Genomic DNA, 24362 nt, shown 5'->3' with positions numbered 1-24362 from the left:
GACACGATTGGAGCAAGGCTTCAGCCTGAAAGTAGCGGAATCGAGCCGCACTGTCACACTAACCGGTTGACCTCGCGAGACACCGTGGACACGGAATGTCAGCCAGCTCATCCTGAATAGCGTGTCAATGGGGCCGAAGACGTTGCGGATTGTCGACCTGACGCACGCGTTCGGCCCTGGCGTGGCGGGCTCCGAGGATTTCGCCGGGGAGCGTCGTGAGCCGGCGCTCAGCCTCCGGCGCGACGGGTTCGACCTACAGCGGCACAGCATGCCGGGTGCCTGGGCGACCCATGTGGACGCCCCCGCGCACATGCGTGCGGGCGGACGCACAGTGGACCAGTTGCGGCCGGACGAACTGGTACTACCGTTGGTGGTCATCGACCTGTCCGCCCAAGTGACCCGTGATCCCGGTACCTGTCTGGACGTTCCGCACATCCTGGACTGGGAGCGGCGGTACGGCCAGGTGCCGGAAAAAGCCTTCGTGGCTTTCCGGTCGGACTGGTCGAACCGGTGGCCGAGCCAAGACGCGATGCGAGGCCGTGCGCCCGATGGTCGTGTCCGGTCACCGGGGTGGACCGTGGCCGCGATCGATTTCCTGGTGGGGCAACGGGACACCACGGCCTTCGGCCACGAGACGATCGACACCGACCCGGGCCGCCGGGTCACCTGTGACGCCGACGGATCGAACGCCGAGGAGATCGCCGGCAGACAACACCCGGCGGAGGCCCGGATCTTCGAGCACGACCGCTACCAGGTGGAGATGATGGCGGCCCTGTCCGAAGTCCCGCCGCTCGGCGCCACGGTGGTCGTCGGCGTCGGCAAGGCCCAGAGCGCCACCGCGTTTCCCGCCCGCGTTCTGGCGTTGGTACCGGACACATGAGCCGGCATTACCTGATGTGCGCTCCGGTCCACTTCGACGTGACCGAGAAAAGCAACCCCTGGATGCAGCCGAACCACGTGGTCGACAGGGAACGCGCGGTGTCGCAGTGGCGCACCCTGGTGGACGTCTACGAGCGCCTCGGACACCGGGTGAGCTTGCTGGATCCGGTGCAAGGCTTACCGGACATGGTGTTCACCGCCAACGGCGCCGTCGTGGTCGGCGGCCGGGCGTTCGTGGCGCGGTTCCGCAGTGCCACAAGACAACCCGAGTCCGCAGCGCACCAGCGGTGGCTGGAGTCAACCGGCACCTACACCGTCGCGATGTCCGAGGGGATCGGCGAGGGAGAGGGCGACTTCCTCTTCACCGGACGGCATGTCCTGGCGGGCACCGGCTTCCGCACGGAACACCCCACGCATCTGGAGGCTCAGGAGTTCCTCGGCTACCCGGTGCTCTCCCTGCGGTTGGTCGACGCGTGCTTCTACCACCTCGACACCGCCCTGCTGCCTCTCGACGCCGACACCATCGCCTACTACCCCGGCGCGTTCTCGGCGGGCAGCAGGCGTCTGCTCGAGCGCCTGTACCCGGACGCCCTGCTCGCCACCGCCGCGGACGCCCGCCACTTCGGCCTCAACGCGATATCCGACGGCCACCACGTCGTCATCCCTGCCGACAGCACGCACTTCGCCGACCGCCTGCTCGACCGGGGCTATGAACCGATCCCCGTCGACCTCTCCGAGTTCCGGGCATCCGGCGGCGGCCCCAAATGCTGCACCCTCGAACTGCGCCCCGCGGATGGCACGCCGGCCGGATGAGGTGCGTTCTCGCTGATCAGCTCGGCCAGCGCGAGGGCGGTCGACAGGACTTCGTCCGGGGAACCACGCGGTTGACCAGACCGGGCTCGAACGCACGTCGAGTGGTGATCGGGGTGCCGGTGGAAATCATCTCCATGGCGATCTTCCGCGGGATCCGGAGGCAAGTGACAATGCGGCCATTCGGGTGCAGATCAGCTTCGGATTCGTCATCGACGCCGGCGAGGCGCGTTCCGCCCGCGACCCGGTCGACTCCGCGCGGTACGACACCAGAACCGGCATCGCCGGATCGCGGCGCCAGTTCGGCAACGAACGTCTCGCGGCCACGGAGTCTTCTCCAGTTGGGAGAGGAAATCGGCGAGCTGGGCGCCGGCCATCTGTGCTCGTAAGCGTCTGGTCGACGCCGTCCGGCTCCCGGTGCCGAACAGGGCCAGCAGCGCGAGCTCACCAGGGTCGAGGGTCAGCGGGTCGACGCGCTCACCAGCCCGCGCAGCCGGCAGCTCAATTACGGATGAACTCTCCTGCGCGCGGATGAACACCCGGGTGGTGGTGATCTCGCCGGGACTACTGGGCGGTGCCGGCTACTCACCTGTCCTGCCCCTTGTGCAAAATCGCAGGAGCGTGGCGGGCAGATCCTCACGTCCGGGTGCCGGCTCGGCGCCCCCGCAGCGGAAAGCCCGAAACGGCGTCTTGCCGCCGCCGCGGCGCGCTGAGAAGCTGCGGCCAGCCGAACGGGAGAGGGCTGCCATGCGCGGGCTGCGGAGCTGGTGGGTCCGGTGGCGGGGGTGGTGGCTGCTGGTCGCCGCCGCCACGGTGGTGGCGGTGCTGGCCGCGCTCGGCAAGGCCTACCCCGGGACGCTGGCCGCGGCCGCCGTCGCGGCGGGCGGGGTGGTGGCCGCCGTGCTCTCCGACCGGGGAAAGGCACACCTCACCGCGAAAACGGCGCCGAAGCAGCCGCTCCACGTCTCGCGCGTCGACCGCATCACCGACCCGATCCGGCTCGGCGTCCACCCCGCCGCCGCGGTGGCCCGCGAAGACGGCAGTGCCGACCGCGTTCCGCCGTTCGTCCGGCGCGACCGCTCGGCCGAACTCGCCGAAGCCCTCACGCCCGGCGGGTTCGTCCTGCTCGTCGGCGACTCGACGGCCGGGAAGACCCGCCTGGCGTACGAAACCCTGCGCGAGCGCCTGCCACGCCACGTCTGCGTGGTCCCCGAAGGACCCGACGCCCTGGACGCCGCCATCGCCGCCGCGAAGCAACACCGGCCCAGCGTGCTGTGGCTCGACGACCTCGAGCGCTACCTGCTCGCCGGCGGCCTCGCGCGCACCGACCTCGACACGCTCGCCGCAGCGAAGGTACTCACCCTGGCCACCCTGCGCGCCCACGAACGCGAGCGGTTCAGCCTGCGGCACGACGGCGAGCGGGAGCCGGGCGAGCGGCAGCGGGCCCGCGCGGGCCGGGACGCGCTCGACGCCGTAACCCGGGAGATCCGGCTGGAGCGCTGCTGGTCCGACCGCGAGCTGGCCGCGGCCCGCCTGTTCGAGGACGACACCCGGATCGCCGCAGCACTGGCGAGCACCCCCCGGCACGGCCTCGCCGAGCACCTGGCGGCCGGGCCGGAGCTGGTGCGCGAACTACAGGACGCGTGGGCGCCGGGGTCCGGAAGGGCCCGCGGGGCCGCTCTGGTCACCGCCGCGGTCGACGTCCGGCGGACGAGCCACCACCGGCCGCTGCCGGTGCCGCTGCTGTGCGAGCTCCACGAGACGTACCTGGACGAGCGCGGTGGCGCGGCCCTGCGCCCGGAAGACTGGGAACGGCACTCTCCTGGGCCACCCAGCCCCTGCACGCCACCAGCAGCCTCCTCGAACCGGACGCGCACGGCGGCCTGCTCGCCTTCGACTACCTCGTCGACCACGTGAGCCAGGACCCCGCCGCACCACTGGTCCCCGACGTCGTCTGGGACGCCGTCCTCGCCGAGGCCGCCCCGGCCGATCTCGTCCCGGTCGCGTGGGAAGCGTCGTTCGCCGGCCGCCTCGACCACGTCGAACGGGCGCTCGACCGGGCGGCGGCCGCCCACGAATACCGCGCCGCGGCGGCGATCGCCGTCAACCTCGCCGAGGCCGGCCGCGAAACCACCGCGATCGCGCGTCTGGAGGCAATCATCTCCGACGCGACGGGAATCGTCACCGCCGACGACCTGCGCGCCATGCAGCACGACCTCGCCTGGGTGGTCGGCGGCGCCGTCGCGGGCCGCGGCGACCCCGAACGCGCCCTGCATCTCGCCGAACACGTCGTCAGCGAGAGCGCGGCGGCGGTCGGCGAGCAGCACCCGACCACCCTGCACGCCCGGCTCACCGTCGCTCGCCAGCTCGGCGATCTCGGCGCCGAGGCCGAAGCGCTCGCCCTCGCCGAGCACGTGGCCGCGGACGCGGCTGCCGCCCACGGACCCGACGCCGCGGTCACCTTGAGCGCGCGGTTCGAAGTCGCCGTCTGGACGCGCGAAACCGCCGGACCGGAAGCCGGTGCCGAGCGGTTCGCCGCCCTGCTCGACCAGATCGCGCCGTTGCCGTCGGCGTGGCCGGGGCTGGCCGCCGACTGCCGGTGGAACCTCGGCGGCGCGTTGCTGGAGAGCGGCGACGCGCACCGCGCGGCAGAGGTCCTTGCCACCGCCGTCGCCGACGCCGAGCGCTCCTACGGCCGGCACCACGCCCGGACCTTCGACATCCGCGCGTCCCACACAGAAGCGGTCGGCGCGGCCGGGGACGTCCCGGCCGCGAAGGTGATGGCAGCCGACCTCGCGGCGGAGTGCGCACGCCGGCTGGGTGCCGACCATCCCACTACGCGGGACGTAGTCACGCTGACGCAGCAGTGGCCCTAGGTGTATCGGCCAGGGATGGCAGCGGGACCGAATTGAGCTATAACCCCACCTGAAGTGGGCCACGGACCTGCAGCTCGAGTGACTTCACAAAAGCCCGACCGCGATGCGGGACATTTCCCGCGGCTGCGTGTTCAAAGGGCGGCTTGAACCCCGCACGTGCGATATCTCCCCACGCTTGGGGAGATCATGGTAGTGCAGAGTCACAGCTCTCGCACGAACCACGGGTACCGCGACACGAAGGTCATCTGCCCAGACGGATACCCGCCCGCGAATTGGCCTGAGCCTCACCACCGAGGAATCCCGCCACTTGCACAGCGGATTGCGATAAATGGTCGATTGACAATAATTGCCTTGCGATGTGGATCATACTTATTGCATCAGTACCCATGCCGATCCGCTGACCTGGAAGGTCTCTTGATGCCGCTGCGTGCAAGATCCCGGAGAAGATTCGTTGTCCCTGCCGCCGCGACGGTGACCGCACTGGGGGCGCTCACCCTCGCCGCGCCACCGGCCCAAGCCGCCGACATCGACGTGCCCTGTGATCCGGCCGCACTGGTCCAGGCGGTCGCCGCGGCCAGCGCCTCGACCGCCGCGGACACCCTGTCCCTGGCTCCGGACTGCGTTTACACCCTCACCTCGCCGGCTGATGTCCCCTCGGGCACCGGGCTGCCCGCCATCAACGGGAAGCTCACCATCAACGGCAACCACGCCACCATCGGCCGGGCCCCGGACGCACCCCGGTTCCGGATCATCGACAACTGGGGTGAGCTGACCCTCGACCAGGTCACGATCACCGGCGGCCACGCCCCCGACGGCGCCGGCACCAACTCCTACGGCGACGGGACCGGGGGCGCTTCCGGGGGTGGTATCCGGAACTGGGGCCCGTTGACCATCACTGACAGCATCATCGCCGGCAACACGTCCGGGGCGGGCGCGCCCGGTGCCGACGCCACCGCCACCACCAGCGCCGGCCGCGGCGGCCTCGGTGGCTTCGGCGGGGGTATCGCCTCGTACGCCCTCACCCCGGTGACGCTGACGATCACCAACAGCTGGATCACCGGGAACGCCACCGGCGGCGGTGGCCGGGGCGGCAACGGCACGGGCACGAAGCCGGGTGGCGACGGTGGCTCGGGTGGTTTCGGTGGCGGCATCGACCTCACCAGCGGCACCGCCCTGCGGGTCACCGGTAGCAGCTTCACCGGCAACACCGCAGGGCAAGGCGCTCAGGGCGGTTCCGGTGGCGCGGACGGCGGCGGATCGGGAGCCGGCGGCAGCGGCGGTACCGGCGCCGGGATGTTCGTGTCCACCACGCAGGGCGAGCCGCTGAACCCGATCGTCACCGCAACGAAGATCTCCGGCAATCAGGCGGGTCGCGGAGGCGACGCCGGTGTCCCGGGGCCCGGCGGATACCTCGGCTGGGCCGGCTTCGGCGGCGGCGGTGGCGGACTCTCCGTGTTCTACGACACCCTCACCCTCGACGGCGGAACGGTCACCGGCAATGCCGCGGGGGAACCGGGCGCGGGTTACTTTCCCCTCCCCGCCTCCGGCGGTGGCATCGACACCCTGAGCGCGCATGTCACGCTGGCCAACGGGGCCGTGGTGAGCGGCAACCGGCCCGACAACTGCTACTCCGTCGCCGACGTTCCCGGCTGTGTCAACGATGTGCGGGCCGCGCGGACGGCAGGCACGGACCGCCGGGCCCACGACGTCGCGGCACGGGACGCGGCCTCGGCGACGCCGGGCAGGTGACCACCGCACAGTCCGCACTCCGGTAGCCGGATGTCACGGGTAAGGAACGGCGGTCCTTTCCTTGTTGATTCTGCAAGGAAAGGACCGTTCCTCGCCTCCGGCCGGGCACTCTGCTCACGTCCCGCACGCCCACTCGAGGCCGCCTGCCGCACCGGCGGCGTGGCCTCCTCGATGCTGATCCCGGCGGCGCCGGACGCCGTTGATCCGCCCCCGCCGGCAGGGTCTTCCACGCCTCACCGCAGTGGGGCGTCAACGCCGTCCTCGTGGTCATCCTGAGCGTCGGGCAGCAGCCGGGCCGAGGAGCTGGTAGTCCGGGGTGGACCGCGCGTGGTTGGCATGAGAGGCGGCCAGTTCGGCCGCGGCGACGGCGTTGGCGGCGGCGGTGACGACGCCGGGTTTGGCGTAGAGGCGCTCACCGATCACGATGGCGTCCAGCTCGGATGTCGTGAAGGTGTGGAACGCCTCGGCTCCGGCGCGGGCCGTCGGTTGGCCCTTGACGTTCAAAGAGGTGTTGACCAGCACCGGAACTCCGGACAGCCGCTCGAACTCGTCGAGGATGCGCCAGAACCTCGGGGCGTCGCGGCGGTGCACGACCTGGACCCGGGCGGTGCCGTCGTCGTGCACGACGGCGGGGATCTCGGCGCGCTTCGGACCGTGGACTCCGACCGCGACGGTCATGTGCCGCAGGTCGGTGGCCGGCGGCAGCACGAAGTAGCGGTCCGCGCTCTCCGCCTTCACCGCCGGGGCCAGCGGGCGGAACTCCTCGCGGAACTTCACCGCCGCGTTGACCCGGTCGCGGGCCTGCCTGGTGCGGGGGTCCGCGAGAATGCTGCGGTTGCCGAGCGCTCGCGGTCCGAACTCGAGCCGGCCCTGCGCCCAGCCGACGATGTACCCGGCGGCCAGCAGCCGGGCGACGGCCACCTCGCCGATGCCCGGTTCCACCCGGGTGGACCAGTGCGGTTGGCCGGCCGGCGGCCCGTCCTCGGACACGTCGGGACCGAGGTAGGTCATCGCCGGGTAACTCGCCCGTGGCACGGCCAGCGACAGCGCCGCGCCGACCGCCGTCCCCTCGTCGCCGGCGGCCGGCTGCACGAAGACCGCGTCCACCAGGTCGGATCCGGCGAGCTTGCCGATCGCCGAGCAGTTCAAGGCGACCCCGCCGGCGAACGCCACGCGGCGCAGCCCGGTGTGCCGCACCCAGTGCCCGACCAGGTGGTTGATCGCCTCTTCCAGCCGATACTGGGCTGCCGCGGCGAAGTCGTGGTGTGCCTGGGTCAGCGGCTCGCCCGCCCGGCGCTCCGGGCAGACCCGCTCCCCCAGCCACGCCCGGGAGCCGGCGAAGGTCTCCCGGCTGCGCGCGTCCCGGTTCCACCCCAGCACGGGGACCTCCACCCGGCCATCCGGCCCGCACACCAGCGCTTCGGCCAGCGCGGCCCGGTACCGCTGCCGGTCCCCGGTCGCGGCCAGCGCCATGACCTTGTACTCGTCGCTGTTCGGCCAGTAGCCGAGGTGCATGGTGACCAGCCCGTAGAACAGGCCGAGGCTGCTGCGGAAGTCCAGGCACGCCAGGCGTTCGAGCGTGCCGTGCCGCCAGGCGTAGACGCTCACCGCGTGCAGCTCGCCCATGCCGTCCAGCACCACGACGAGGGCCTCGCCGAAGCCGGACGGGATCGCGGCGGTCAGCGCGTGGGCGCGGTGATGCGGCACCTGCACCACCTCGTGCCCGGCCAGCTCGGGCAGGAACCGGTGCAGCAGCTCGGTTTGCCGGCCCGGTGCGTACACCTCCTCGTAGCGGCGCCGGGAGAGGTCGTCACCACGGGAGAACACCGCGAACCGCGCGTAGTCGAAGTTGTGCGCGACCGCGTCCACCGCGGCGAGGTTGACGCCGCCGATGCGCAGGCAGCTCCGGATCGCCTCGATGGGGAAGGCGTGGTCGAACTTGACGCCCGAGTACCGCTCCTGCTGCACCGCGGCGACCAGCTCGCCGTCGACCACCAGCGCCGCCGCCGAGTCCAGGCCCTGGAACAACCGAGCCTCCCGGGGGTCGAGGCCGGGGAAGCACGCGGCCTTGAACTCGGCGGAGCCGTGCAGCCCGCTGTAGCCGAGGATCACCTTCGGCACCTGATCAGCCATCAGTCATCTCCATCATGTCGATTGCGCCAGCGAAACGTGCGGACGGCGACGAAAAGCCCGGCGCAGCACCAGATCGCGAGCACCGCGGCGACCATCGGAAGCTCCCAGGAGCCGGCCGGCTCCCGAACCGCGTAGGCATCGGGCAAGAAGACCGCGCGCATGCCCTGCGTCATCCACTTCAGCGGGAAGAGCGCTCCGACCGTCTGCATCCAGCGCGGCAGCGTGGTGAAGACGAAGAACACCCCCGAGACGAACTGCAGCACGATCGCGATCGGCGAGGCGAGCGCCGGTGCGGCGTAGCCGTTGCGGACCAGCCCGGCCACCGCGACCCCGAGCAGCGTGCAGGCCGTGATGCCGAGCAGGGCCACCCACAGGTAGGTCAGCCACGGGCCGGGGGTGGTCGGCAGCCGCAGGCCGAAGGCGAGCACGCCGATGGTGAGCAGCAACAGGTTCTGCACGGCGGTCACCACGACGACCACCGCGATCTTGCCCAGGAAGTAGGCCGACTTGGGCATCGGCGTACCGGCAAGGCGTTTCAACGCCCCGGTGTCGCGCTCGATCGGGATCGCGATCGCCAGGGTCTGGAAGCCGGTGCCGAAGACCCCGGCCGCGATCATGCCGGCGACGAAGTACTGCGCGAAGTCGACTCCGCCGCCGATGTCGGTCCCGCGCAGGATCGAGGCGATGATCACCAGCAGCACCACCGGAAAGGCGAAGGTGAAGACCATGGCGACCCGCTCCCTCGCGAACGACAGCAGCTCCACCCTGGCTCGCGCCGCGGTGGCCACCAGCAGGCCGCGCACCCTCGCCGGCGGCGCGGCGGTGCGCGCGATCGTCGCGGTCATGCCGTCGACCCGATCATCCGCAGGTAGATCTCCTCGAGGCCGGGCCGCTCGACCGACAGTCCCGGCACCTCCCCGCCGTACCGCGCGACCAGGTCGGCGACCACCGCCGCGGGTGTGGCGGTGGTGACCTGCCGCGGGCCGTCCGGCGTGGCCCACCGGACCGTTGCCTCCGCCATGGCCCGGCCGCCCACCTCGCCCGGCGGGGCCACCTCGACGATCCGGCCGTCGGCGAGCAGCGCCACCCGGTCGGCGAGGTTCTCCACCTCGTCGAGGTAGTGCGTGGTGAGCATGATCGTGGTGCCGGACCGGGCGAGATCGCCGATCAGCTCCCAGAACCGCCGCCGCGCGTGCGGGTCGAACCCGGTGGTCGGCTCGTCGAGGAAGAGCAGCTCCGGTCGCCCGACGATGCCGAGGGCGACATCGAGCCGGCGACGCTGCCCCCCGGACAGCAGGGCGGGGCGGCTGTGCCGCGCCGCGGTGAGACCGACCAGCTCGAGCACCTCGTCGACGGCACGCGGGTCGGGGTAGTAGGCAGCCGTCGCCCGCACCCACTCCCGGACGGTGAGCGTGTAGGACTGGCTCAGGTCGTCGGCGCGCTGCGGGACGATGCCGATCCGGGCGCGCCACCGCGGGTCGCGGTCGGCCGGGTCCGCGCCGAGCACCCGGACCACTCCGGCATCCCGTTTCCGGTGCCCGGCCAGGATTTCCACGATCGTGGTCTTCCCGGCGCCGTTCGGGCCGAGCAACGCGAACACCTCGCCGCGGCCCACCTCGAAGCCGACCAGGCGTACCACGTCGCGGCCGTGGTACGCCTTGCACAGGCCGGAAACCGTCACCGCGGGATCGCTCGCCATGGCCGCGCGCCTACCGGCCGTCGCCGGCGGTCAGCACGGGCCGGCCGCGCCACGCCGTGAGGTCGTCCAGGTCGGCCGGGGCGCCGTCGCAGATGACGTACCGGTGCGATGCCATGGCCGTGCCGCGGCCGGGCAGCAGCGCGACGCACGCGTCGTGCGCCTCCCGCGGACCGGGCACCAGACCCGACGGCAGGTACGCCTCCAACCTCAGACCGTCCCCTTCGGACGGCACCGCGAACACCCGCGCGAGCGGCGACCGGACCGCGTCCTGGAGCAGGCGGCGCACCTCCGGCAGCTCCACCAGGCAGCGGTCGACCCGCCTCCACTGTGGACCACGGACCACCGGCTCGACGCCGGTCACCTCGGCAACCCGGTTCAGCGGGACATCGCCGGTCGCCGCGCCGACCAGCAGCCTTTCGACGCCGCGCAGCAGCAGTTCCACCTCGGCCGGCGGGATCTGCCGCCGGTCACGGGCGATCGCGCCGAAGTGCAGGCCCTCGTCCTTCTGCAGCAACCGGAAGCCCAGCATCTCCGAGGCGTGCGGCCAGTCCAGCCACACGATGCTGGTCTCGCTCATCGCCGACGCGGCGGCGGCCGGATCGCCGAGTTCCCGCGTCGCGGGCAGGTCGGCCTCGTAGGCCGCGCCGGGATAGTTGAACGTGCAGTACCGGCCGTAGGAGGTGCCGCGGAGGTGCCGGGCGGCATCGAGCAACCGGATCTTCTCCAGCCGGTCGATCGGCGAGCACAGCCCGGCCTTCAGCACCGCGGTGCCGGCCCGGCGCACGAGCTCGTCGAATCCGGGGGTGGTGACCTCGAGCGACACCAGGCCGTCGGACGCGAGGATGCCGACGTAGTCCCGCAGCCGCGTCTCGAACCGGTTGTTGGACAAGGCCTGGATTACGCAGTGCGGCTGCCCGGTGCGCGCGGCGAGCACGGCGCCCAGCGCGGCCAGGACGGCGATCGGCCCGTTGACGCTCGTGCGCGAGACGATGTGGGGCAGGGCGGTCGCCGCGGCCCGGGACCACAGCCAGCCGGCCAGAGGTTCACCCGGTGCCGCCTGATCACTGCGCGGCAGCGGGAAGTTGCACTGCGGCATGGACATCAGCACGTCGGTCCAGTACCGCGCGGTCGCCTCGGCCCGCCTACGGCCCCTCGGCGAGTGCTCGGCGTCGGCCTGGTCGAGCGGTTGGTGCCGGCGCGGCTCGACCCGGCGCCGGCCCGGGCCGGCGAGCATGGTGGCGATCCGCCGGCTCAGCAGCGCGACGCCGGTCAGGTCGACGGCCAGGTGGTGGTACACCATGGCCGCCACCCGGGCGACGTTTCCCTCGGCCACCACGGCGACCCGCACGGGCAGGTCGGTCGCCGGGTCGAACTCGGTGGCCCGAAGCCGGCGGAACAGTTCCTCGGCCAGGGCCGCGTCCGTGGTTGCGGTGCCGTCGTCCCGGTAGACCTCGACCCACAACTCGCCGCAGTCGGCCACGTGCTGGGCCGGGGTGCCGTCGAACCGGAACGTGGTGCGCAGCGTTTCGTTCTCCGTGATCAGGATGCCGAGCACCGCGACGAGATCGGCGAGCGTCGTGCCGGCCGGCAGCGGCAGCGGAGCGGAGATCATCTCGTCGTACGGCCGCTCGTCGACGATCCACTGGTACATCGTGCCCTGGCCGATGGTCAGCGGGCCGCTGCGGCACCGGTCGCCCGCGAATGTCACACACAGCCGGTCCACCGGCGTGAGGTGGACGGGTGGTGCGCCGTCCACCTCCGGTGGCGGATACAGGTCGAGTCGCAGCCCCACCACTGCCTCCTTCTCGAGTCGCCGCCGACGCTAGCCGAGCGCCGAGGGAATGGCACTTGGGGAAATCCCTGTCACGTCCCGTGGGGTTTTCCCCGTTCTCGCGCGACGGAATGGCACATAGTGTGGCGTTCGAATTTCCGCTACCGCGGGGCAATCGGGAGGAATCGGTGAAGGCCGTCACGCTGGATCGGATCGAGGCGTTCACCCCTGGGCGGGCCTGGACCATCGACGAGGTCGCCGAGGAGAGCGGTCTCAGCCGGCACCAGGCCCGGATGTTCCGGCGCATCCGGGGCATGGCGACGGTCCGGTCGGATCCCGACCTGGCCCTGCTGGACCTGCTCGCCGCGCCGGCCGAAACCCTGCTGGCCGGCGTATCCGATGTGGACAGTGTCCGGTACCTCATCTATTCGCACACCTTCCCGGACCTGACACCGTCCTACGTCAACGCACCGGAGCTGCTGCGGAACCGGCTCGGCCTGAAGAAGGCCGATGCCTTTGCGGTGGCACAACAGGCCTGCGCGAGCGGGCTGGCCGCGATCGACGTGGCCGGCGAGCTGCTCCGGGCGGACGGCGACCCGTCGGCGAAGGCGCTCGTGCTCACCGGCGAGAAGCCGTTCACCGGCCTCACCCGGTACCTGGTGCACGTGTCGATCATGGGCGAGGCGTCGTCGGCGTGCCTCGTCGGCCTGGACGGTGGCGGCAGCCGGGTGGTCTCCTACGCCAACCGCACCGAAGGCGAGTTCGCCGCCGGCTTCCGCATGACCCCGGACACGCAACGCCGGTTCGGCGAATCGTACAACGACCACCTGCTCGACCAGATGGAGTCGGCGCTCGACCAGGCCGGGCTGAGGATGTCCGACATCGCCATGGTGGTGCCGCACAACGTCAACCTCAGCTCGTGGCTGAAACTGTGCACGCGCGTCGGTTTCGACCGGCGCCGGGTGTTCCTGGACAACCTGGCCGAATTCGGCCACTGCTACTGCTCGGACCCATTTCTGAACCTGGTCTCCATGCGCGAACGGAACCTGCTGGCCAAGGGGGAGCTGTACATGCTCACCTCGGTGGGCGTCGGGTCGACGTATGCGGCCATGGTCATCGAGTACTGACGGGACGGATACGTGGACACCGAATACCTGCGCTCGCTCAAGGCCGGTCTCGGCGAGCCGGCCGGACGGCTCGTCCTCATCTGCAACTTCGAGGTCGAGGACCGGTGGGCGAGGAACTACGTCGGCCTGCCGGCACCGGGGTTCCGCGCGTCCTCGGCGGTCGTGACGCGGATGGAGGAGCTCGGCGTGCTGCTCGCCGGCGCGGACGACGTGCTGGTGCTCAGCCGGCCGCTGGATCCCGGCTACCGGTCGTACCTCGAGGCGCAGGGCCTGCCGCAGCCGGCCGTCCTGGTGCCGGAGAACGTCGAGCCGGGCCGCTCGACGACCGAGGACGCCCTCGACTCCCCCGCGCTGCTCACCGAACTGTCCGCGCTCGCCCGCGGCGGCGCCCGGCTGCTGCCGATGGGCACCTCCGAGCTGGAGCAGAAACTCGCCGATGTCACCGGGTTGCCGCTGGCCGTGCCGGACGCGGCGACCTTCGAACGGGTCAACAGCAAGATCTACAGCCGCCACCTCACCGCCGCCGCCGGGCTGCGCGAGGTTCCCGGGGACTGCTGCGAGGGCGTCGACGAGTTCGAGGAGGTCCTGCGCCGGCGCCGGCCGGAGATCGCCGAGCGGCCCGTGGTGATCAAGGACGCCTACGGCGTCTCGGGCAAGGGGCTGGTGGTGCTCGACGCCCCGGAGAAGGCCGACCGGTTGCTGCGCATGGTGCTTCGCCGCGCGCGGCGCTCCGGTGACGCCCGGTTGCACGTGGTGGTCGAAGAGTGGCTGCCCAAGGAATGCGACCTGAACTACCAGGTGACCGTGTGGCGTGACGGGCGGGTCCAGCTCGACTTCGTCAAGCGGGCGCTCACCGAGCACGGTGTCCACAAGGGACACCTCATGCCGGCGGGAATCACCTCGGCCGCCCACGAGGAGATCGAGCACGCCGCCGAAGTCGTGGGCCACCGGCTGCGCGACGACGGGTTCCACGGCGTGCTCGGCGTGGACGCCGTCGTCGGCGCCGACGGCACGGTCTACCCGGTGCTGGAGATCAACGCGCGGCTCAACATGTCGACCTACCAGGGCAGCGTCACCGAGCACTGCCAGCCCGCCGGGCACGTCGCCCTGGCCCGGCACTACCCGCTGCGCCTGACCCGACCGTGCGGCTTCGACGAGCTGACCGGCGTGCTCAACCCGGTGCTGGGCCGGTTCGGCACCGAGCGGTTCGTGATCACCTGCTTCGGCACCGTGAACGCCGACGCCGACCGGGAGCCGCCGTTCGGCGGCCGGCTCTACGCGGTCCTGATCGCCCCGGACCGCACCCGGCTGGACGCGCTGGACTCGGCCGTGCGGTCCGCCCTGTCGGCCCGTTTCCCCGAGGAGAACTCGTGACTTCCCTACCAGACCACGATGTCGCGGAACTGGCCGACCGCTTCGGCACGCCGCTGTACCTCTACGACGGCGACGCACTGCGCGAGCGGTACGAGCGGCTGCGCGAGCGGCTGCACCCCGGCGTGGACATCTTCTACTCGGCCAAGGCGAACCCGAACGTCAGCGTCTGCGCCCTGCTGCACTCGCTCGGCGCCGGCCTGGAGATCTCCTCGCTCGCCGAGCTGGTCACGGCCGAGCGGGCCGGGGCCACCGGTCCCGACGTGATCTTCCTCGGCCCGGGCAAGTCCACCGAGGAGTTGCGGGCCTGCTGCGAGCGCGGCGTCGGGACCATCGTCTGCGAGTCGTTCGCCGAGCTGGCCGCGGTCGACGAGCTGCGGCCGCCGGCGACGGTGAAGGTGATGCTGCGGGTGAACCCCGAGTCGGAGAGCGCCGGCTCGCGCCTGGCCATGGGCGGCAAACCCCGGCAGTTCGGGGTGGACGAGGAGATCCTGCGGTCCTCGCGGGACGCCGTCTCCGCACTGCGGCACATCCGGGTGACCGGCTTCCACGCCTACCTCGGCACCCGGATCCTCGACGCGACCACGATCGTGCGCAACACCGGGACGATCCTGGAGCTGGCGGAGTCGCTCGCCGAACTGCTCGACATTCCACTTGAGACGGTCGACATCGGTGGCGGCTGGGGCGTGCCCTACTTCGACGGCGAGGACGACCTGGACGCCGACGCCGCGATCGAGGGGATCAACGCCGCCGTCGAGTCCTTCCTGGACCGCAACCCGGCCACCCGGGTCATCACCGAGCTAGGCCGCTACCTGGTCGGCTGGGCCGGCCGGTACATCGTGCGGGCCCGCTACGTCAAGGAGTCCAAGGGTGAGTGGTTCGTGATCGCCGACGGCGGGACCAACCACCACATGGCCGCGGTGGGCATCGGCAGCTTCGTCAAGCGCAACTTCCCGATCCGCGCACTGGCCGGTCAGGACTCGCCTGCCGACCGGGTCTACACCGTCACCGGCCCGCTGTGCACCCCGAACGACGTGGTGGCCAAGCGGGTGTGGCTGCCCGAGGTGCACCCGGGCGACCTGCTCGAGGTGGCACGGTCGGGCGCCTACGGTCCGAGCGCGTCGCCGGTGATGTTCCTCAGTCACGGCCACCCCGCCGAGGTGCTGCTGCTCGGCGGAACCGCGCACCTGGTCCGCAGCCGCGACACGGTCGAGGACCTGTTGCGGCCCCAGCACCTCGTGCCCGCCGAACTCCGAGCGCCGGCCACCCTGCCGGCGCACTGATCACCCGCGAAAGGACACCCATGGAACACGTGAAGATCGTCTCCGCGATCGAACAGGCGCTCACCGACGTCCTGCAGCGCCCGGTCTCCGGCATGGCCGAGGAGACCCGGCTCTTCGACGACCTGCACCTGGACTCGACATCGGTGCTGGAGCTGCTGATGGCGCTGGAGGACACGGTCGGCATCGAGGTGGACCCGGAGAGCCTCGAGGTCTCCGACTTCAAGACCATCGGGACCCTCGCCGGCTACGTCTCGGACAACCTCGACCGCGTCTCCTGACCGGCCATGGCCTTGTCCCTGTCCAGGGCGTCGGCGCTCGTCCGGCCGGACCGCCTGCCGTTCCGGCCGGACGGCGAGCGCGACGCGTTCCAGCGGTACGTGCTCGGCCCCTTCGGCATCGAGCTCGACTTCGATCGGCTCGAGCGCTCGCCGAACGTCGGCTTCACCGAACTGGCGGAGGGCGTGCTGGACGCGCTCCCCCAGCCGATCGACAGCCCGGACTTGCTGGTCTTCGCCTACGCCCTGCCGGACCTCTTCCCGCTCACGGCGGTCACCGCGCACCTCAACCACCTGCTCGGCGGCCACAGTCACAGCTTCGGGGTGTCCGAGCAGGGCCTGCCGGCACCGTTCACCGCACTCAAGATCGCGGACGCGTACGCCAGGTCCGGCCGGTGCGACACGCTGGCACTGTTCGTGTGCGAGCAGAACACCCTGCCCTACGCCGATCCCCTCGTCGACGACAACGACCTGGTGAACTCGGCCGCGCTGCTCTACTTCGACGGCAACGGCGGGTACGAGTTCGCCGGCACGCGGGGCGGCCCGGTGCTCGGCGAGCTGGTGTCGGAGCTGACCGCGGACCTCGACCCGGACTCGACACTGCTCGTCGCCGGGCCGTGGATCGCGCCCGAGCACCTCGACGCGACCGGCCTGCCGGTGCGGCAGAGCGCGGCCGGGTCGTACTGCACGAGCGTCTGGCTCGAGCTCGCCAGGCACCACGCCGACTGGGCCGGCACCTACCGCCACATCGTCCTGTGCGACACCGATCCCCGTACCGACCGCAGCCAGGTCGCCCTGCTCCGGCTGCGCCTGGCCGACTCCGGAGAATCACCGTGACCCTCACCAGCACCCCACCCCAACACCGAGTGGCCCCGTCGTACCCGTTCGCCCTCGACGGCGCGCACGAGCGGGCGACCGCGGGACGCGGCCTGGTGCCGGCACCGACCGGCCACGTGATCGCCTCGACGACGGCCCTGCCCGACGCGCCGGACGGGCCGCTGAACCGGTTCGGCCTCGCCGTGCGGAAAGACGCCGAGGCCTCGGCCACCCCGGGACGCTTCGCCGCCGAGCTGATCGACCTGCACACCGCCCTCGTGCGCCGCACGCTCGAGCACGCCGTCGAACACCTCGGCGTGCGCACGGTGGGCGGAACGGCGTTGCTCGGCCGGCAGCTCGTCCAGGCGCAGCTGGCCGACGTCGCGCTGCGGCTACGCGAGCTCCAGGTCATGCCGGCGGAGCGGCGCGTCGCCGGCCGGGGCGCGCCCTGGCGCACGCACCGGCGTCTGGTGGGCCTCGGGCGCGACCTGCTGCGGCTGCTCGGCGGGAGCGGCTTCCTCGTCGACGGACCCGGCGGCGACCTGCACCTGGCCGAGGTCACCGGGAACGTCTACCTGCACCCGGGAACGGAGCACACCGATGCATGACGTGAGCGACCTGCTCGACGGACCCGCGCTGGCGCTGGACCGGTACTGCCGCGAGGTCACCGTCGACGTCCGGGAGATCGGCGCCGTCCTGGACCGGGAGCCGGACGCGATCATGGACTACCTCGACCGGCCGTCGGTCCGGTTCGGTTGGTACGGCGCCATCCCCGCGCGCTTCTGGCCGGAGCTGGACATCCCGGCCGACGTGCGCGAGGGCCTCGGCACCTGCGTCGGCATGACCCTGCTCGCCGAGCGGTACGCCTACGCCGACCCCAACGTGCTGCTCGCGTGCCCCGGTCCGTCGCTGTCGGCCGGGGTGTTCACCGCGCTCGCCGACCGGCAACGCTACGACAGCTACTTCTCCCTGCTCGCCGAGCGGCCGGTGCACACCTTCTTCGCCCTCACCGAGCCGCGCAAGGGTTCCGCGGCCGCGGAGCTGGAGACCACGCTCACCCCGAACGGCGACGGCTGGCTGCTCAACGGCGAGAAGTGCTACATCGGCAACGGCGCCGGCGCGCAGCTCGGCGTCGTGTTCTGCCGCCGCGCGCCCGGGCCGTTCGGCATCGAAGCCGTGCTGATCGACACGAGCCGGCCGGGTTTCTCCGGCGAGCTGCTCCCGTCGGTGGGGCTGCGCGGGGTGCGGATCAGCCGGCTGCGGTTCGACAACGTCCAGATTCCCCACGAGAGCCTGCTCGGCGCCCACCTGCGGCCCACCCGCCGCGGCCTGCGCGGCGCGCTGCACATCCTCTACCGGGCCCGCCCCGGCATCGCGGCGATGGCCCTCGGCTGCGCCCAGGCCGCCTGTGACTACCTGGCCTTGCACGAACGCGCCCACGCCGGGCACGACCGGTTCCTCCTCGAGGCGATCCTCGACCGGATCGCGGCGACCAGGCGACTGATCTACGACGCGGCGGCCGGGATCGACCGCGGCGAGCTGAACGTGCACCGGATCGGCGGGGCCAAGCTGGCAGCGGCCCGGGTGGCCGAGGACGCCACGCTGCTCGCGGCCGAGCTGCTCGGTCCGGCGTCGCTGATCGAGCACCCGTGGCTGGAGAAGTGCTATCGAGACGTGCGTGCGTTCGAGTTCATGGAGGGCGCGGGCAACATCCACACGCTGTCGGTCTTCCAGGGCCTCTTGAAGGGCAACTTCCTCGACGCGCACCGGGATGTCGACAGTCATGCGGCTCGGAATTGACCTCCTCGGGGCCGGCGAGCTCGACCGCCTCTGCCGGCGTCGGTGGTTCACCCGGTACGCCTTCGCCCCAGCCGAGCTCGCCCACGCCGCGGACCTGTCCGGCGCCCGGAAGGAGGAGTTCCTCGCCGGCCGGTTCGCCGCGAAGGAGGCGGTCATGAAAGTGCTCGGTGTGGGCCTGTTCGACGGTGTGCTGCCGTGCGACATCGCCGTCGTCGCCGCCCCCGGCGGCCCGCCGGGCGTAACGCTGTGCCGCAGCGCCGGCCGGGCGGCCGAACTGGCCGGGATCTCGCAGGTGACGGTGTCGATCACCCACAAGAACGGGATGGTCGCGGCGGTCGCGGCCGGCTGGTGACGGAGCTACCGGGACTCCGCGTGCAGCAGGCGGGCGACGCCCACCCGGTTGCGCACCTCCAGCTTGCCGAACACGTTCGACAGGTGCATCTCGACGGTCTTCTCCGTGACGTACAACGCCGCCGCGATCTCCCGGTTGGTCATGCCGTCGCCGACCAGCCGGGCCACCTGCTGCTCCCGGTCGGTCAACCGGGTCAGCAGCCCGGGCCGGCGGGGCCTCGGCAGCTCGCTCGCCGGCACCCGGCCGGCCCGGGCCTGCGCGCCCAGCCGCCAGCCCGGCCGGGCGTTGCGGTAGATCGTGTGGCGGACAACGGGGTGGCGGAAGGCGAACCGTCCCGGCTCGGCCAGCTCCCGGATCAGGTCCACGGCCACGAGTTCGTCGACCGCGACGTAGATGTCGGCCTCGGGTAGCCCGGCGGCGACGGTCACCTCCGGGAGGTCGAAGTCGTCGCCGAGCACGCTGCCCGCGACGGCGGTCAGCCGCGCGTTCGCGGACAGCTCGTCCAGCTCGTCGACGACCGTGGCGTCGGCGGCGCGGCCTTCGGGGTCGAGGATCGCCGCGACGTAGCGCGGGTTGCCGTGGCTGTGCCGGTGCAGCTCCCGGCACTGGGCCGCGGACACGGAGTCGTCGGCCAGCGCGCGAACCTGGTCCAGCGAAAGCGGTTGCAGCGGAAGCCGGACCAGCGCCGGCGCGGTGGCGAACGCTCGCCGTAGCCGGGCGGAGGCTTGCTTCGGGCGGTAGGCGACGGCGAACAGGACCGGAGCCCGCGGCGGCAGCCGGAGCAGCTGGCAGAGCAGGTCGACGGTCCGGGCGTCGGCCAGGTGCAGGTCGTCGAGGGCGAGAACGAGCGGGCGGGTGGCTGTGCTGGTCTCGAGCAGCACCCGGACGGCGTGCGCGAGCCGGCGGGCGCCGGCCGGGGCGGGACTGCCGGTATCCCGGGGCAGCGAGGGGAAGACCTCGGCGAGGGCCGCGCGGATCTGCGGCGGCAGCGCCTCGGCGAGCCCGGCCGCGTGCTCGTCGACGGCGTCGATGAGCGGCCCGAGCTCGACGTCCGCTGCCGATCGCTCGGCGCCGCCGGACAGCACCGTGTACCCGCTGCCGCGGGCGGTTCTGGTGACCTCGGCCAGCATCCAGGTCTTGCCGATCCCGGGCTCACCGGTGATCTCGAGGTGGACGGCCGAGGTCAGGCCGGCGACCACGGTGGCGACCGTGGCTCGTTCCCGCTTCCGAACGGCACGGCCCTCCGATAGTTTTCGGTTCGCCGGATCTTCTTCGGAGACATCGGCAGCGCGTGACACGGCCGGCTCCTCCTGTTCTGCGACCGATCGCCGCCTCTAGTGACCAGGTCGGTGCGTGCGGCCCACCGGCGTTGCCGGCATCCGGGCCGGAGTGTCCGCATTCGGATACGCGGCGGGGTTACGTCGTGGCACCACAACGAAAGGACCCGCGGACCAGGTGCCGCCGCAGCCTTCTCCGGTTCCGGTGAGCTGGCAGCACCCTGCCCGCCGGTCCCTGTGAAAACCTTGTGGGGTCCGGTAATCTCGAGACCGGCTCGACAAGGATCACCGCCGTCGGCCTAGTCTGGGGATCATTGGATGTTTGGGCTTCTGGGACCGATGCAGGTGGGAGAGCCGGAACAGCGGGTGGATCCGGGACCACCGCGCCAGCGCTGCGTACTGGCGGCACTGCTGGTGGACGCGGGTCGGTTGGTCACGTGGGAAATCCTGATCGACCGGGTGTGGGGGGACGCACCGCCCTCCGGTGCCCGCCACTCGCTCTACTCGCATGTTGCCCGCGTGCGGCAGGTGCTCGCACAGGTGACGCTGCCCGACGCGCGACCGGAAGTGATGCGCAAGAGCGGTGGCTACCGGCTGGAAGTCGACCCGGCTCTGGTGGATCTGCACCGGTTCCAGGACCTGGTGAGCCGTGCGCACCGGTTGGCGGACTCCGATCCACGGAAAGCGGCGTCGCTGCGTGCGGCGCTCGGGCTGTGGCGAGGTGAACCGCTGATGGGACTGGACGGTCCGTGGAGCGCGAGGACCCGGGCCGTGTGGCAACAGCAGCATCTGGACGTGAGCCTGGCCTGGGCACAGGCCGAGCTGGCCATCGGCCGGGCGGACGCGGTGATCGGGCCGCTGACCGAGCTGGTCGCGGACCACCCGACGGTCGAGCCCGCGATGGCGCTGCTGATGCGGGCGCTGTCGGACACCGGCCGCGACGCCGAGGCGCTGAGCCGCTACGCGACCGCGCGACGACTGCTGGCCGAAGAGCTCGGGACCGAGCCCGGACCCGAACTGCGCGACGTGCACCGGACGATCCTGCGCGGTCAGCGCTCCCGGTCCACACCGCCGTCAGTGGCCAGTGCGGCACTCCGCCAGCTCCCGGTACCCGCACGGGGGTTCGCCGGGCGCACCGCGGAGCTGGCGCGACTGGACGTCGTGCTGGCGGAGGTCGGGCAGCCGGACGCGGTCGTGGTCGCGACCCTGTCCGGCATGGCGGGTGTGGGGAAGACGACGTTGGCCCTGCAGTGGGCCCACCGGGTCGCCGATCGGTTCCCCGACGGGCAGCTGTACCTCAACCTCCGCGGTTACGACCCGGGCAACCAGGTGGTGAACCCGGCCGACGCGCTACGGGTGTTCCTGGCCGCGCTGGGGGTGCCGGCAGAGCGGATTCCGGCCCCACTGGAAGAACGGACCGCCCTGTACCGCAGTCTGGTGGCCAGGCGGCGGGTGCTGGTCCTGCTGGACAACGCGCGGAATGCCGAGCAGGTTCGCCCGCTGCTGCCCGGTTCGTCCGGGTGCCTGGCGGTGGTGACCAGCCGCGACCAGCTGTTCGGCCTGACCGTCAGCGAAGCGGCCCACCCGGTCGTCCTGACCCCGCTGCCGGTCGCCGAGGCCCGGCAGCTGCTGACGAACAGGCTCGGTGACGTGCGGGTGGCGACGGAGCCCACCGAGGTGGACGAGATCATCTCCCTGTGCGGCCGGCTGCCCATCGCGCTGGCGGTCGTGGCCGCGCGCGCCGCCACGAACGACGGCTTCAAGCTCGCTGCCATCGCCGGGGAACTGCGGGAGAGCGAAGCGGTCCTGGACGTGTTGAGCGGCGGAGACCCCGCCACCGACGTCCGTGCCGTCTTCTCGTGGTCCTACCAGGGCCTCAGCGACCCTGCCGCGCGGCTCTTCCGCCTCCTCGCACTCCACCCCGGCCCGCAGATCGGTGTCCGGGTGGCGGCGAGCCTGTGCGGCCTGCCGCCGGCGCGGGTGCGCACGCTGCTGGCCGAACTCGCTCATGCGCACTTGGTCGTCGAACACAGCCCCTGCCGGTTCGCGCTGCACGACCTGTTGCGCGCCTTCGCCACCGAGCTCGCCCGCACCGCCGAGACCGCACCCGCCCGTCGTGCGGCGACCCTCCGGATGCTCGACCACTACGTCCTGGCGACTCGGGCCGCCGACGCCAAGTTGTACCCCCGCAACGAGGTCGTCGCGGTCGCCGAGCCGGCCGGCGGCGTGGTCGGTGAGGACTTCGGCACCGACACCGAGGCCCTGGACTGGTTGACCCACGAACACCCGGCGCTGGTCGCCGTCGCCGACGTGGCCCTCGATGCCGGTCTGGACTCGCACGTCTGGCTCCTCGCCTGGTCCCTCAGCACGTTCCGCGACCGGAAGGGCCACTGGCAGGAACACATCGCCGCCCACCACCGCGCGACAGCAGCCGCACACCGGCTGGGCAACCAGACTTGGCAAGCGCGCGCCCACCACCAGCTCGGTCTCGGCTACACCCGCATCCTGCGGCACGACGAGGCCCACACCCACCTGGCACGTGCCCTCGACCTGTTCGGTGCACTCGCCGATCACCAGGGACAGGCCGCTGTGCACTTCACCCTCGGTCACGTCTGCGACCGGCTGGGCCGCGCTCGCGACGCACTGCACCACGCGCAACAGTGTCATGACCTGTACCGCGCGGCCGCCGATCTCACCGGCCAGGCCAGGGCCGCCAACGCACTCGGCCTGTGGCACAGCAACAACGGATACCTCGACGCGGCCATCGGCTACTGCGAGCGGTCCGTCCGGCTCCACCACGAGGCCGGAGACCACAGCGGCGCCGCGCTGGCCCTGGACAGCCTCGCACAGGCCCACGCCCGGCTCGGCCGGCACGCCATGTCGATCGCCCACTACCAGCAGGCCCGCGCGCTCCTGCGCAACGGAGGCAGCCCGTACCTCGAAGCGGTCGTGTCGACCAATCTCGGCGAAGCACACCACGCCAACGGTGACCACGACGCCGCCGTCCGGTGCTGGAGCGACGCCCTCGTCGTTCTCGACAAGCTCGGCCACCCCAACGCCATCCACGTCCGCGGCCTGATCGACGGCGCCATCCGCGCACAGGACGCTCGACGCGACCGGATCTGCAGCGCCGGCCCGGGAACCGAGAGGATTGACCGGAAACGGCTGTGACGTCTGGGTTCTCACCGGCATCCTCGGGCCGGTCGACGTTCTCGCCGCGTCCCACGTCTTGACGAAGATCCGCCACCGCTGCACTCCAGCGCGGGGTGGTCTCGTCGACGGTCGAGGACCTCGGTACAACGCCGTGGTTCGATCGGGTGGATACCCCCGTATGGCGGGACTAAGACCATGTTCGGCCGTGTATAAAGCGAAGCGAGCCCCGAAGGTCGTGGCCTCACCTGATCTTTCAGGTGAGGAAGGTGCGCGATGCCGAAGTGGCTCATCCCGGCGGCGGTCGGCTACGTGCTGCTGCTGATATCGTTCGTCGTCGTGGTTGCGGTGCTCGACCGCAACCACCGCCGGGGCGACCGCCGTCCGGGTTCTGCGGATGTTGCTGATCGGCATGGCTCCGGGCGTCGCCGGAGGACTGTTGAAGCTGCACCAAGCGGGGCTCCTGTGACTACTTCGGTTTCGCGCTCACGCGTACGCCTACCGGGGCACGAAAGCACGGCAAGCGGACATGGGAGCCGACATCCGGGGCACCCGAGCTCGAGCCGAATTCGAATTCTCGATCCGCGGAGCCGTACCTGTCCATTCGCGCCTTCCGGGAGCGACACGGTTTCGTAGGCTTTGTGGCGAGCGAACGTATTTTCAATGTCCAGAGCGCACTGAGAAGCGGGAATCGCCCGTTCGTCGGGGCCACTGTCGTCACGTACGGCGGGATCACTTCCGTCATTGCGGGCTATACCGTCGTCATAGTCGTCCAGACTTTCGGCTACCTTCACAAGTGGGGCATCTTGATCGCCGTGGCCTACTTCTTGCTCCTCGGCCTCGTCACGCTGTCTTGGCGCGCCGGCCTGCGGATCGTCGGCGACGTGGACGCGTGATCAGCCGCGCAGGTCCGGAATGCGATGGCCGGCTCGGTCTCGGCCGCAATCACCCCATCGCGGCCGGTCAGCGCCGGGAACCCGCGGCCGCCGCGACG

At 71.6% G+C, this 24362-nt stretch carries 20 protein-coding genes; 15 read left to right on the top strand and 5 right to left on the bottom strand.

The annotated features are described in order from the left end of the window. Nucleotides 1-127 precede the first annotated feature (127 nt). The 5 genes from ISP_RS19315 (at nucleotide 128) to ISP_RS19295 (ending at nucleotide 6314) form a co-directional block, all read left to right on the top strand. Nucleotides 128-880, top strand: coding sequence for a cyclase family protein (locus ISP_RS19315; RefSeq protein WP_013225495.1), 753 nt, complete (start codon nucleotides 128-130; stop codon nucleotides 878-880). A 14-nt stretch (nucleotides 881-894) separates the two neighbouring features. Continuing rightward, nucleotides 895-1692 (top strand): dimethylargininase, encoded by a 798-nt coding sequence (gene ddaH / locus ISP_RS19310; protein ID WP_013225494.1) that lies wholly within the window; start codon nucleotides 895-897, stop codon nucleotides 1690-1692. A 744-nt stretch (nucleotides 1693-2436) separates the two neighbouring features. Continuing rightward, on the top strand, nucleotides 2437-3606 hold the full coding sequence (locus tag ISP_RS19305; protein WP_013225493.1) for a hypothetical protein: 1170 nt from the start codon (nucleotides 2437-2439) through the stop codon (nucleotides 3604-3606). Continuing rightward, on the top strand, nucleotides 3603-4565 hold the full coding sequence (locus tag ISP_RS19300) for a hypothetical protein (RefSeq protein ID WP_013225492.1): 963 nt from the start codon (nucleotides 3603-3605) through the stop codon (nucleotides 4563-4565). Before ISP_RS19305 ends, ISP_RS19300 begins: the two co-directional genes overlap by 4 nt. A gap of 471 nt (nucleotides 4566-5036) precedes the next feature. Next, nucleotides 5037-6314, top strand: a complete 1278-nt coding sequence (locus ISP_RS19295; RefSeq protein WP_013225491.1) for a membrane protein — start codon at nucleotides 5037-5039, stop codon at nucleotides 6312-6314. 267 nt (nucleotides 6315-6581) lie between these two features. Here ISP_RS19295 and ISP_RS19290 read toward each other — a convergent pair whose 3' ends face one another. Genes ISP_RS19290 through ISP_RS19275 form a run of 4 tightly spaced genes read right to left on the bottom strand, consistent with a single transcriptional unit; the run spans nucleotide 6582 to nucleotide 11938 of the window. Then, nucleotides 6582-8447 carry a carbamoyltransferase family protein gene (locus ISP_RS19290; protein ID WP_013225490.1) on the bottom strand — a complete coding sequence of 622 codons (1866 nt, stop codon included), beginning with the start codon at nucleotides 8445-8447 and terminating at the stop codon, nucleotides 6582-6584. Further along, nucleotides 8447-9292, bottom strand: coding sequence for an ABC transporter permease (locus tag ISP_RS19285; RefSeq protein WP_013225489.1), 846 nt, complete (start codon nucleotides 9290-9292; stop codon nucleotides 8447-8449). The genes ISP_RS19290 and ISP_RS19285 overlap by 1 nt, the downstream gene beginning before the upstream one ends. Next, nucleotides 9289-10146: an ABC transporter ATP-binding protein gene (locus ISP_RS19280; RefSeq protein WP_013225488.1), complete on the bottom strand. Its 858-nt coding sequence runs from the start codon at nucleotides 10144-10146 to the stop codon at nucleotides 9289-9291. Before ISP_RS19280 ends, ISP_RS19285 begins: the two co-directional genes overlap by 4 nt. A 10-nt stretch (nucleotides 10147-10156) precedes the next feature. Further along, nucleotides 10157-11938: a condensation domain-containing protein gene (locus ISP_RS19275; protein WP_013225487.1), complete on the bottom strand. Its 1782-nt coding sequence runs from the start codon at nucleotides 11936-11938 to the stop codon at nucleotides 10157-10159. Nucleotides 11939-12105: 167 nt separating this feature from the next. Here ISP_RS19275 and ISP_RS19270 point away from each other — a divergent pair, with 167 nt between their 5' ends. The 8 genes from ISP_RS19270 to ISP_RS19235 are packed head-to-tail and all read left to right on the top strand — an operon-like array spanning nucleotide 12106 to nucleotide 18941. After that, nucleotides 12106-13044 (top strand): 3-oxoacyl-[acyl-carrier-protein] synthase III C-terminal domain-containing protein, encoded by a 939-nt coding sequence (locus tag ISP_RS19270; RefSeq protein ID WP_013225486.1) that lies wholly within the window; start codon nucleotides 12106-12108, stop codon nucleotides 13042-13044. A 12-nt stretch (nucleotides 13045-13056) separates the two neighbouring features. Beyond that, a complete protein-coding gene (locus ISP_RS19265) occupies nucleotides 13057-14418 on the top strand; it encodes a preATP grasp domain-containing protein (RefSeq protein WP_013225485.1) in 1362 nt (453 codons plus the stop codon). Then, nucleotides 14415-15698 carry a type III PLP-dependent enzyme domain-containing protein gene (locus ISP_RS19260; protein ID WP_013225484.1) on the top strand — a complete coding sequence of 428 codons (1284 nt, stop codon included), beginning with the start codon at nucleotides 14415-14417 and terminating at the stop codon, nucleotides 15696-15698. Before ISP_RS19265 ends, ISP_RS19260 begins: the two co-directional genes overlap by 4 nt. 20 nt (nucleotides 15699-15718) lie before the next feature. After that, entirely contained in the window at nucleotides 15719-15976 is a 258-nt protein-coding gene (locus tag ISP_RS19255; RefSeq protein ID WP_013225483.1) for an acyl carrier protein, read from the top strand. Between the two features lie 6 nt (nucleotides 15977-15982). Then, nucleotides 15983-16810: a hypothetical protein gene (locus ISP_RS19250; protein WP_013225482.1), complete on the top strand. Its 828-nt coding sequence runs from the start codon at nucleotides 15983-15985 to the stop codon at nucleotides 16808-16810. Beyond that, nucleotides 16807-17397 carry an acyl-CoA dehydrogenase family protein gene (locus tag ISP_RS19245; protein WP_013225481.1) on the top strand — a complete coding sequence of 197 codons (591 nt, stop codon included), beginning with the start codon at nucleotides 16807-16809 and terminating at the stop codon, nucleotides 17395-17397. Before ISP_RS19250 ends, ISP_RS19245 begins: the two co-directional genes overlap by 4 nt. Beyond that, nucleotides 17390-18589, top strand: coding sequence for an acyl-CoA dehydrogenase family protein (locus ISP_RS19240; RefSeq protein ID WP_013225480.1), 1200 nt, complete (start codon nucleotides 17390-17392; stop codon nucleotides 18587-18589). The genes ISP_RS19245 and ISP_RS19240 overlap by 8 nt, the downstream gene beginning before the upstream one ends. After that, on the top strand, nucleotides 18573-18941 hold the full coding sequence (locus ISP_RS19235) for a holo-ACP synthase (RefSeq protein WP_013225479.1): 369 nt from the start codon (nucleotides 18573-18575) through the stop codon (nucleotides 18939-18941). The genes ISP_RS19240 and ISP_RS19235 overlap by 17 nt, the downstream gene beginning before the upstream one ends. A 5-nt stretch (nucleotides 18942-18946) precedes the next feature. On the opposite strand, the gene ISP_RS19230 is transcribed toward ISP_RS19235, so the two are convergent. Beyond that, entirely contained in the window at nucleotides 18947-20239 is a 1293-nt protein-coding gene (locus ISP_RS19230; RefSeq protein ID WP_265049908.1) for a helix-turn-helix transcriptional regulator, read from the bottom strand. A gap of 297 nt (nucleotides 20240-20536) precedes the next feature. On the opposite strand from ISP_RS19230, the gene ISP_RS19225 reads away from it, so the two are divergent. Beyond that, nucleotides 20537-23389 carry an AfsR/SARP family transcriptional regulator gene (locus ISP_RS19225; RefSeq protein ID WP_320109498.1) on the top strand — a complete coding sequence of 951 codons (2853 nt, stop codon included), beginning with the start codon at nucleotides 20537-20539 and terminating at the stop codon, nucleotides 23387-23389. 620 nt (nucleotides 23390-24009) lie between these two features. Further along, the gene (locus ISP_RS19220) at nucleotides 24010-24264 is read left to right on the top strand and encodes a hypothetical protein (protein ID WP_014466988.1); all 255 of its coding nucleotides are present in this window, start codon (nucleotides 24010-24012) and stop codon (nucleotides 24262-24264) included. The last annotated feature ends 98 nt before the right edge of the window (nucleotides 24265-24362 follow it).

It is taken from the genome of Amycolatopsis mediterranei, from assembly GCF_026017845.1.
Taxonomy (GTDB): Bacteria; Actinomycetota; Actinomycetes; order Mycobacteriales; family Pseudonocardiaceae; genus Amycolatopsis; species Amycolatopsis mediterranei.
Note: the sequence above shows the minus strand (reverse complement) of the source record. Positions and strands in the feature narration are given on the sequence as shown.

Excerpts from the sequence above, each read along its gene's own strand:
- ISP_RS19315 (WP_013225495.1), top strand. The coding sequence starts at position 128 with ATGGGGCCGAAGACGTTGCGGATTGTCGACCTGACGCACGCGTTCGGC.
- ddaH (WP_013225494.1), top strand. The coding sequence starts at position 895 with ATGTGCGCTCCGGTCCACTTCGACGTGACCGAGAAAAGCAACCCCTGG.
- ISP_RS19305 (WP_013225493.1), top strand. The coding sequence starts at position 2,437 with ATGCGCGGGCTGCGGAGCTGGTGGGTCCGGTGGCGGGGGTGGTGGCTG.
- ISP_RS19290 (WP_013225490.1), bottom strand. The coding sequence starts at position 8,447 with ATGGCTGATCAGGTGCCGAAGGTGATCCTCGGCTACAGCGGGCTGCAC.
- ISP_RS19285 (WP_013225489.1), bottom strand. The coding sequence starts at position 9,292 with ATGACCGCGACGATCGCGCGCACCGCCGCGCCGCCGGCGAGGGTGCGC.
- ISP_RS19280 (WP_013225488.1), bottom strand. The coding sequence starts at position 10,146 with ATGGCGAGCGATCCCGCGGTGACGGTTTCCGGCCTGTGCAAGGCGTAC.
- ISP_RS19255 (WP_013225483.1), top strand. The coding sequence starts at position 15,719 with ATGGAACACGTGAAGATCGTCTCCGCGATCGAACAGGCGCTCACCGAC.
- ISP_RS19250 (WP_013225482.1), top strand. The coding sequence starts at position 15,983 with ATGGCCTTGTCCCTGTCCAGGGCGTCGGCGCTCGTCCGGCCGGACCGC.
- ISP_RS19240 (WP_013225480.1), top strand. The coding sequence starts at position 17,390 with ATGCATGACGTGAGCGACCTGCTCGACGGACCCGCGCTGGCGCTGGAC.
- ISP_RS19235 (WP_013225479.1), top strand. The coding sequence starts at position 18,573 with ATGCGGCTCGGAATTGACCTCCTCGGGGCCGGCGAGCTCGACCGCCTC.
- ISP_RS19225 (WP_320109498.1), top strand. The coding sequence starts at position 20,537 with ATGTTTGGGCTTCTGGGACCGATGCAGGTGGGAGAGCCGGAACAGCGG.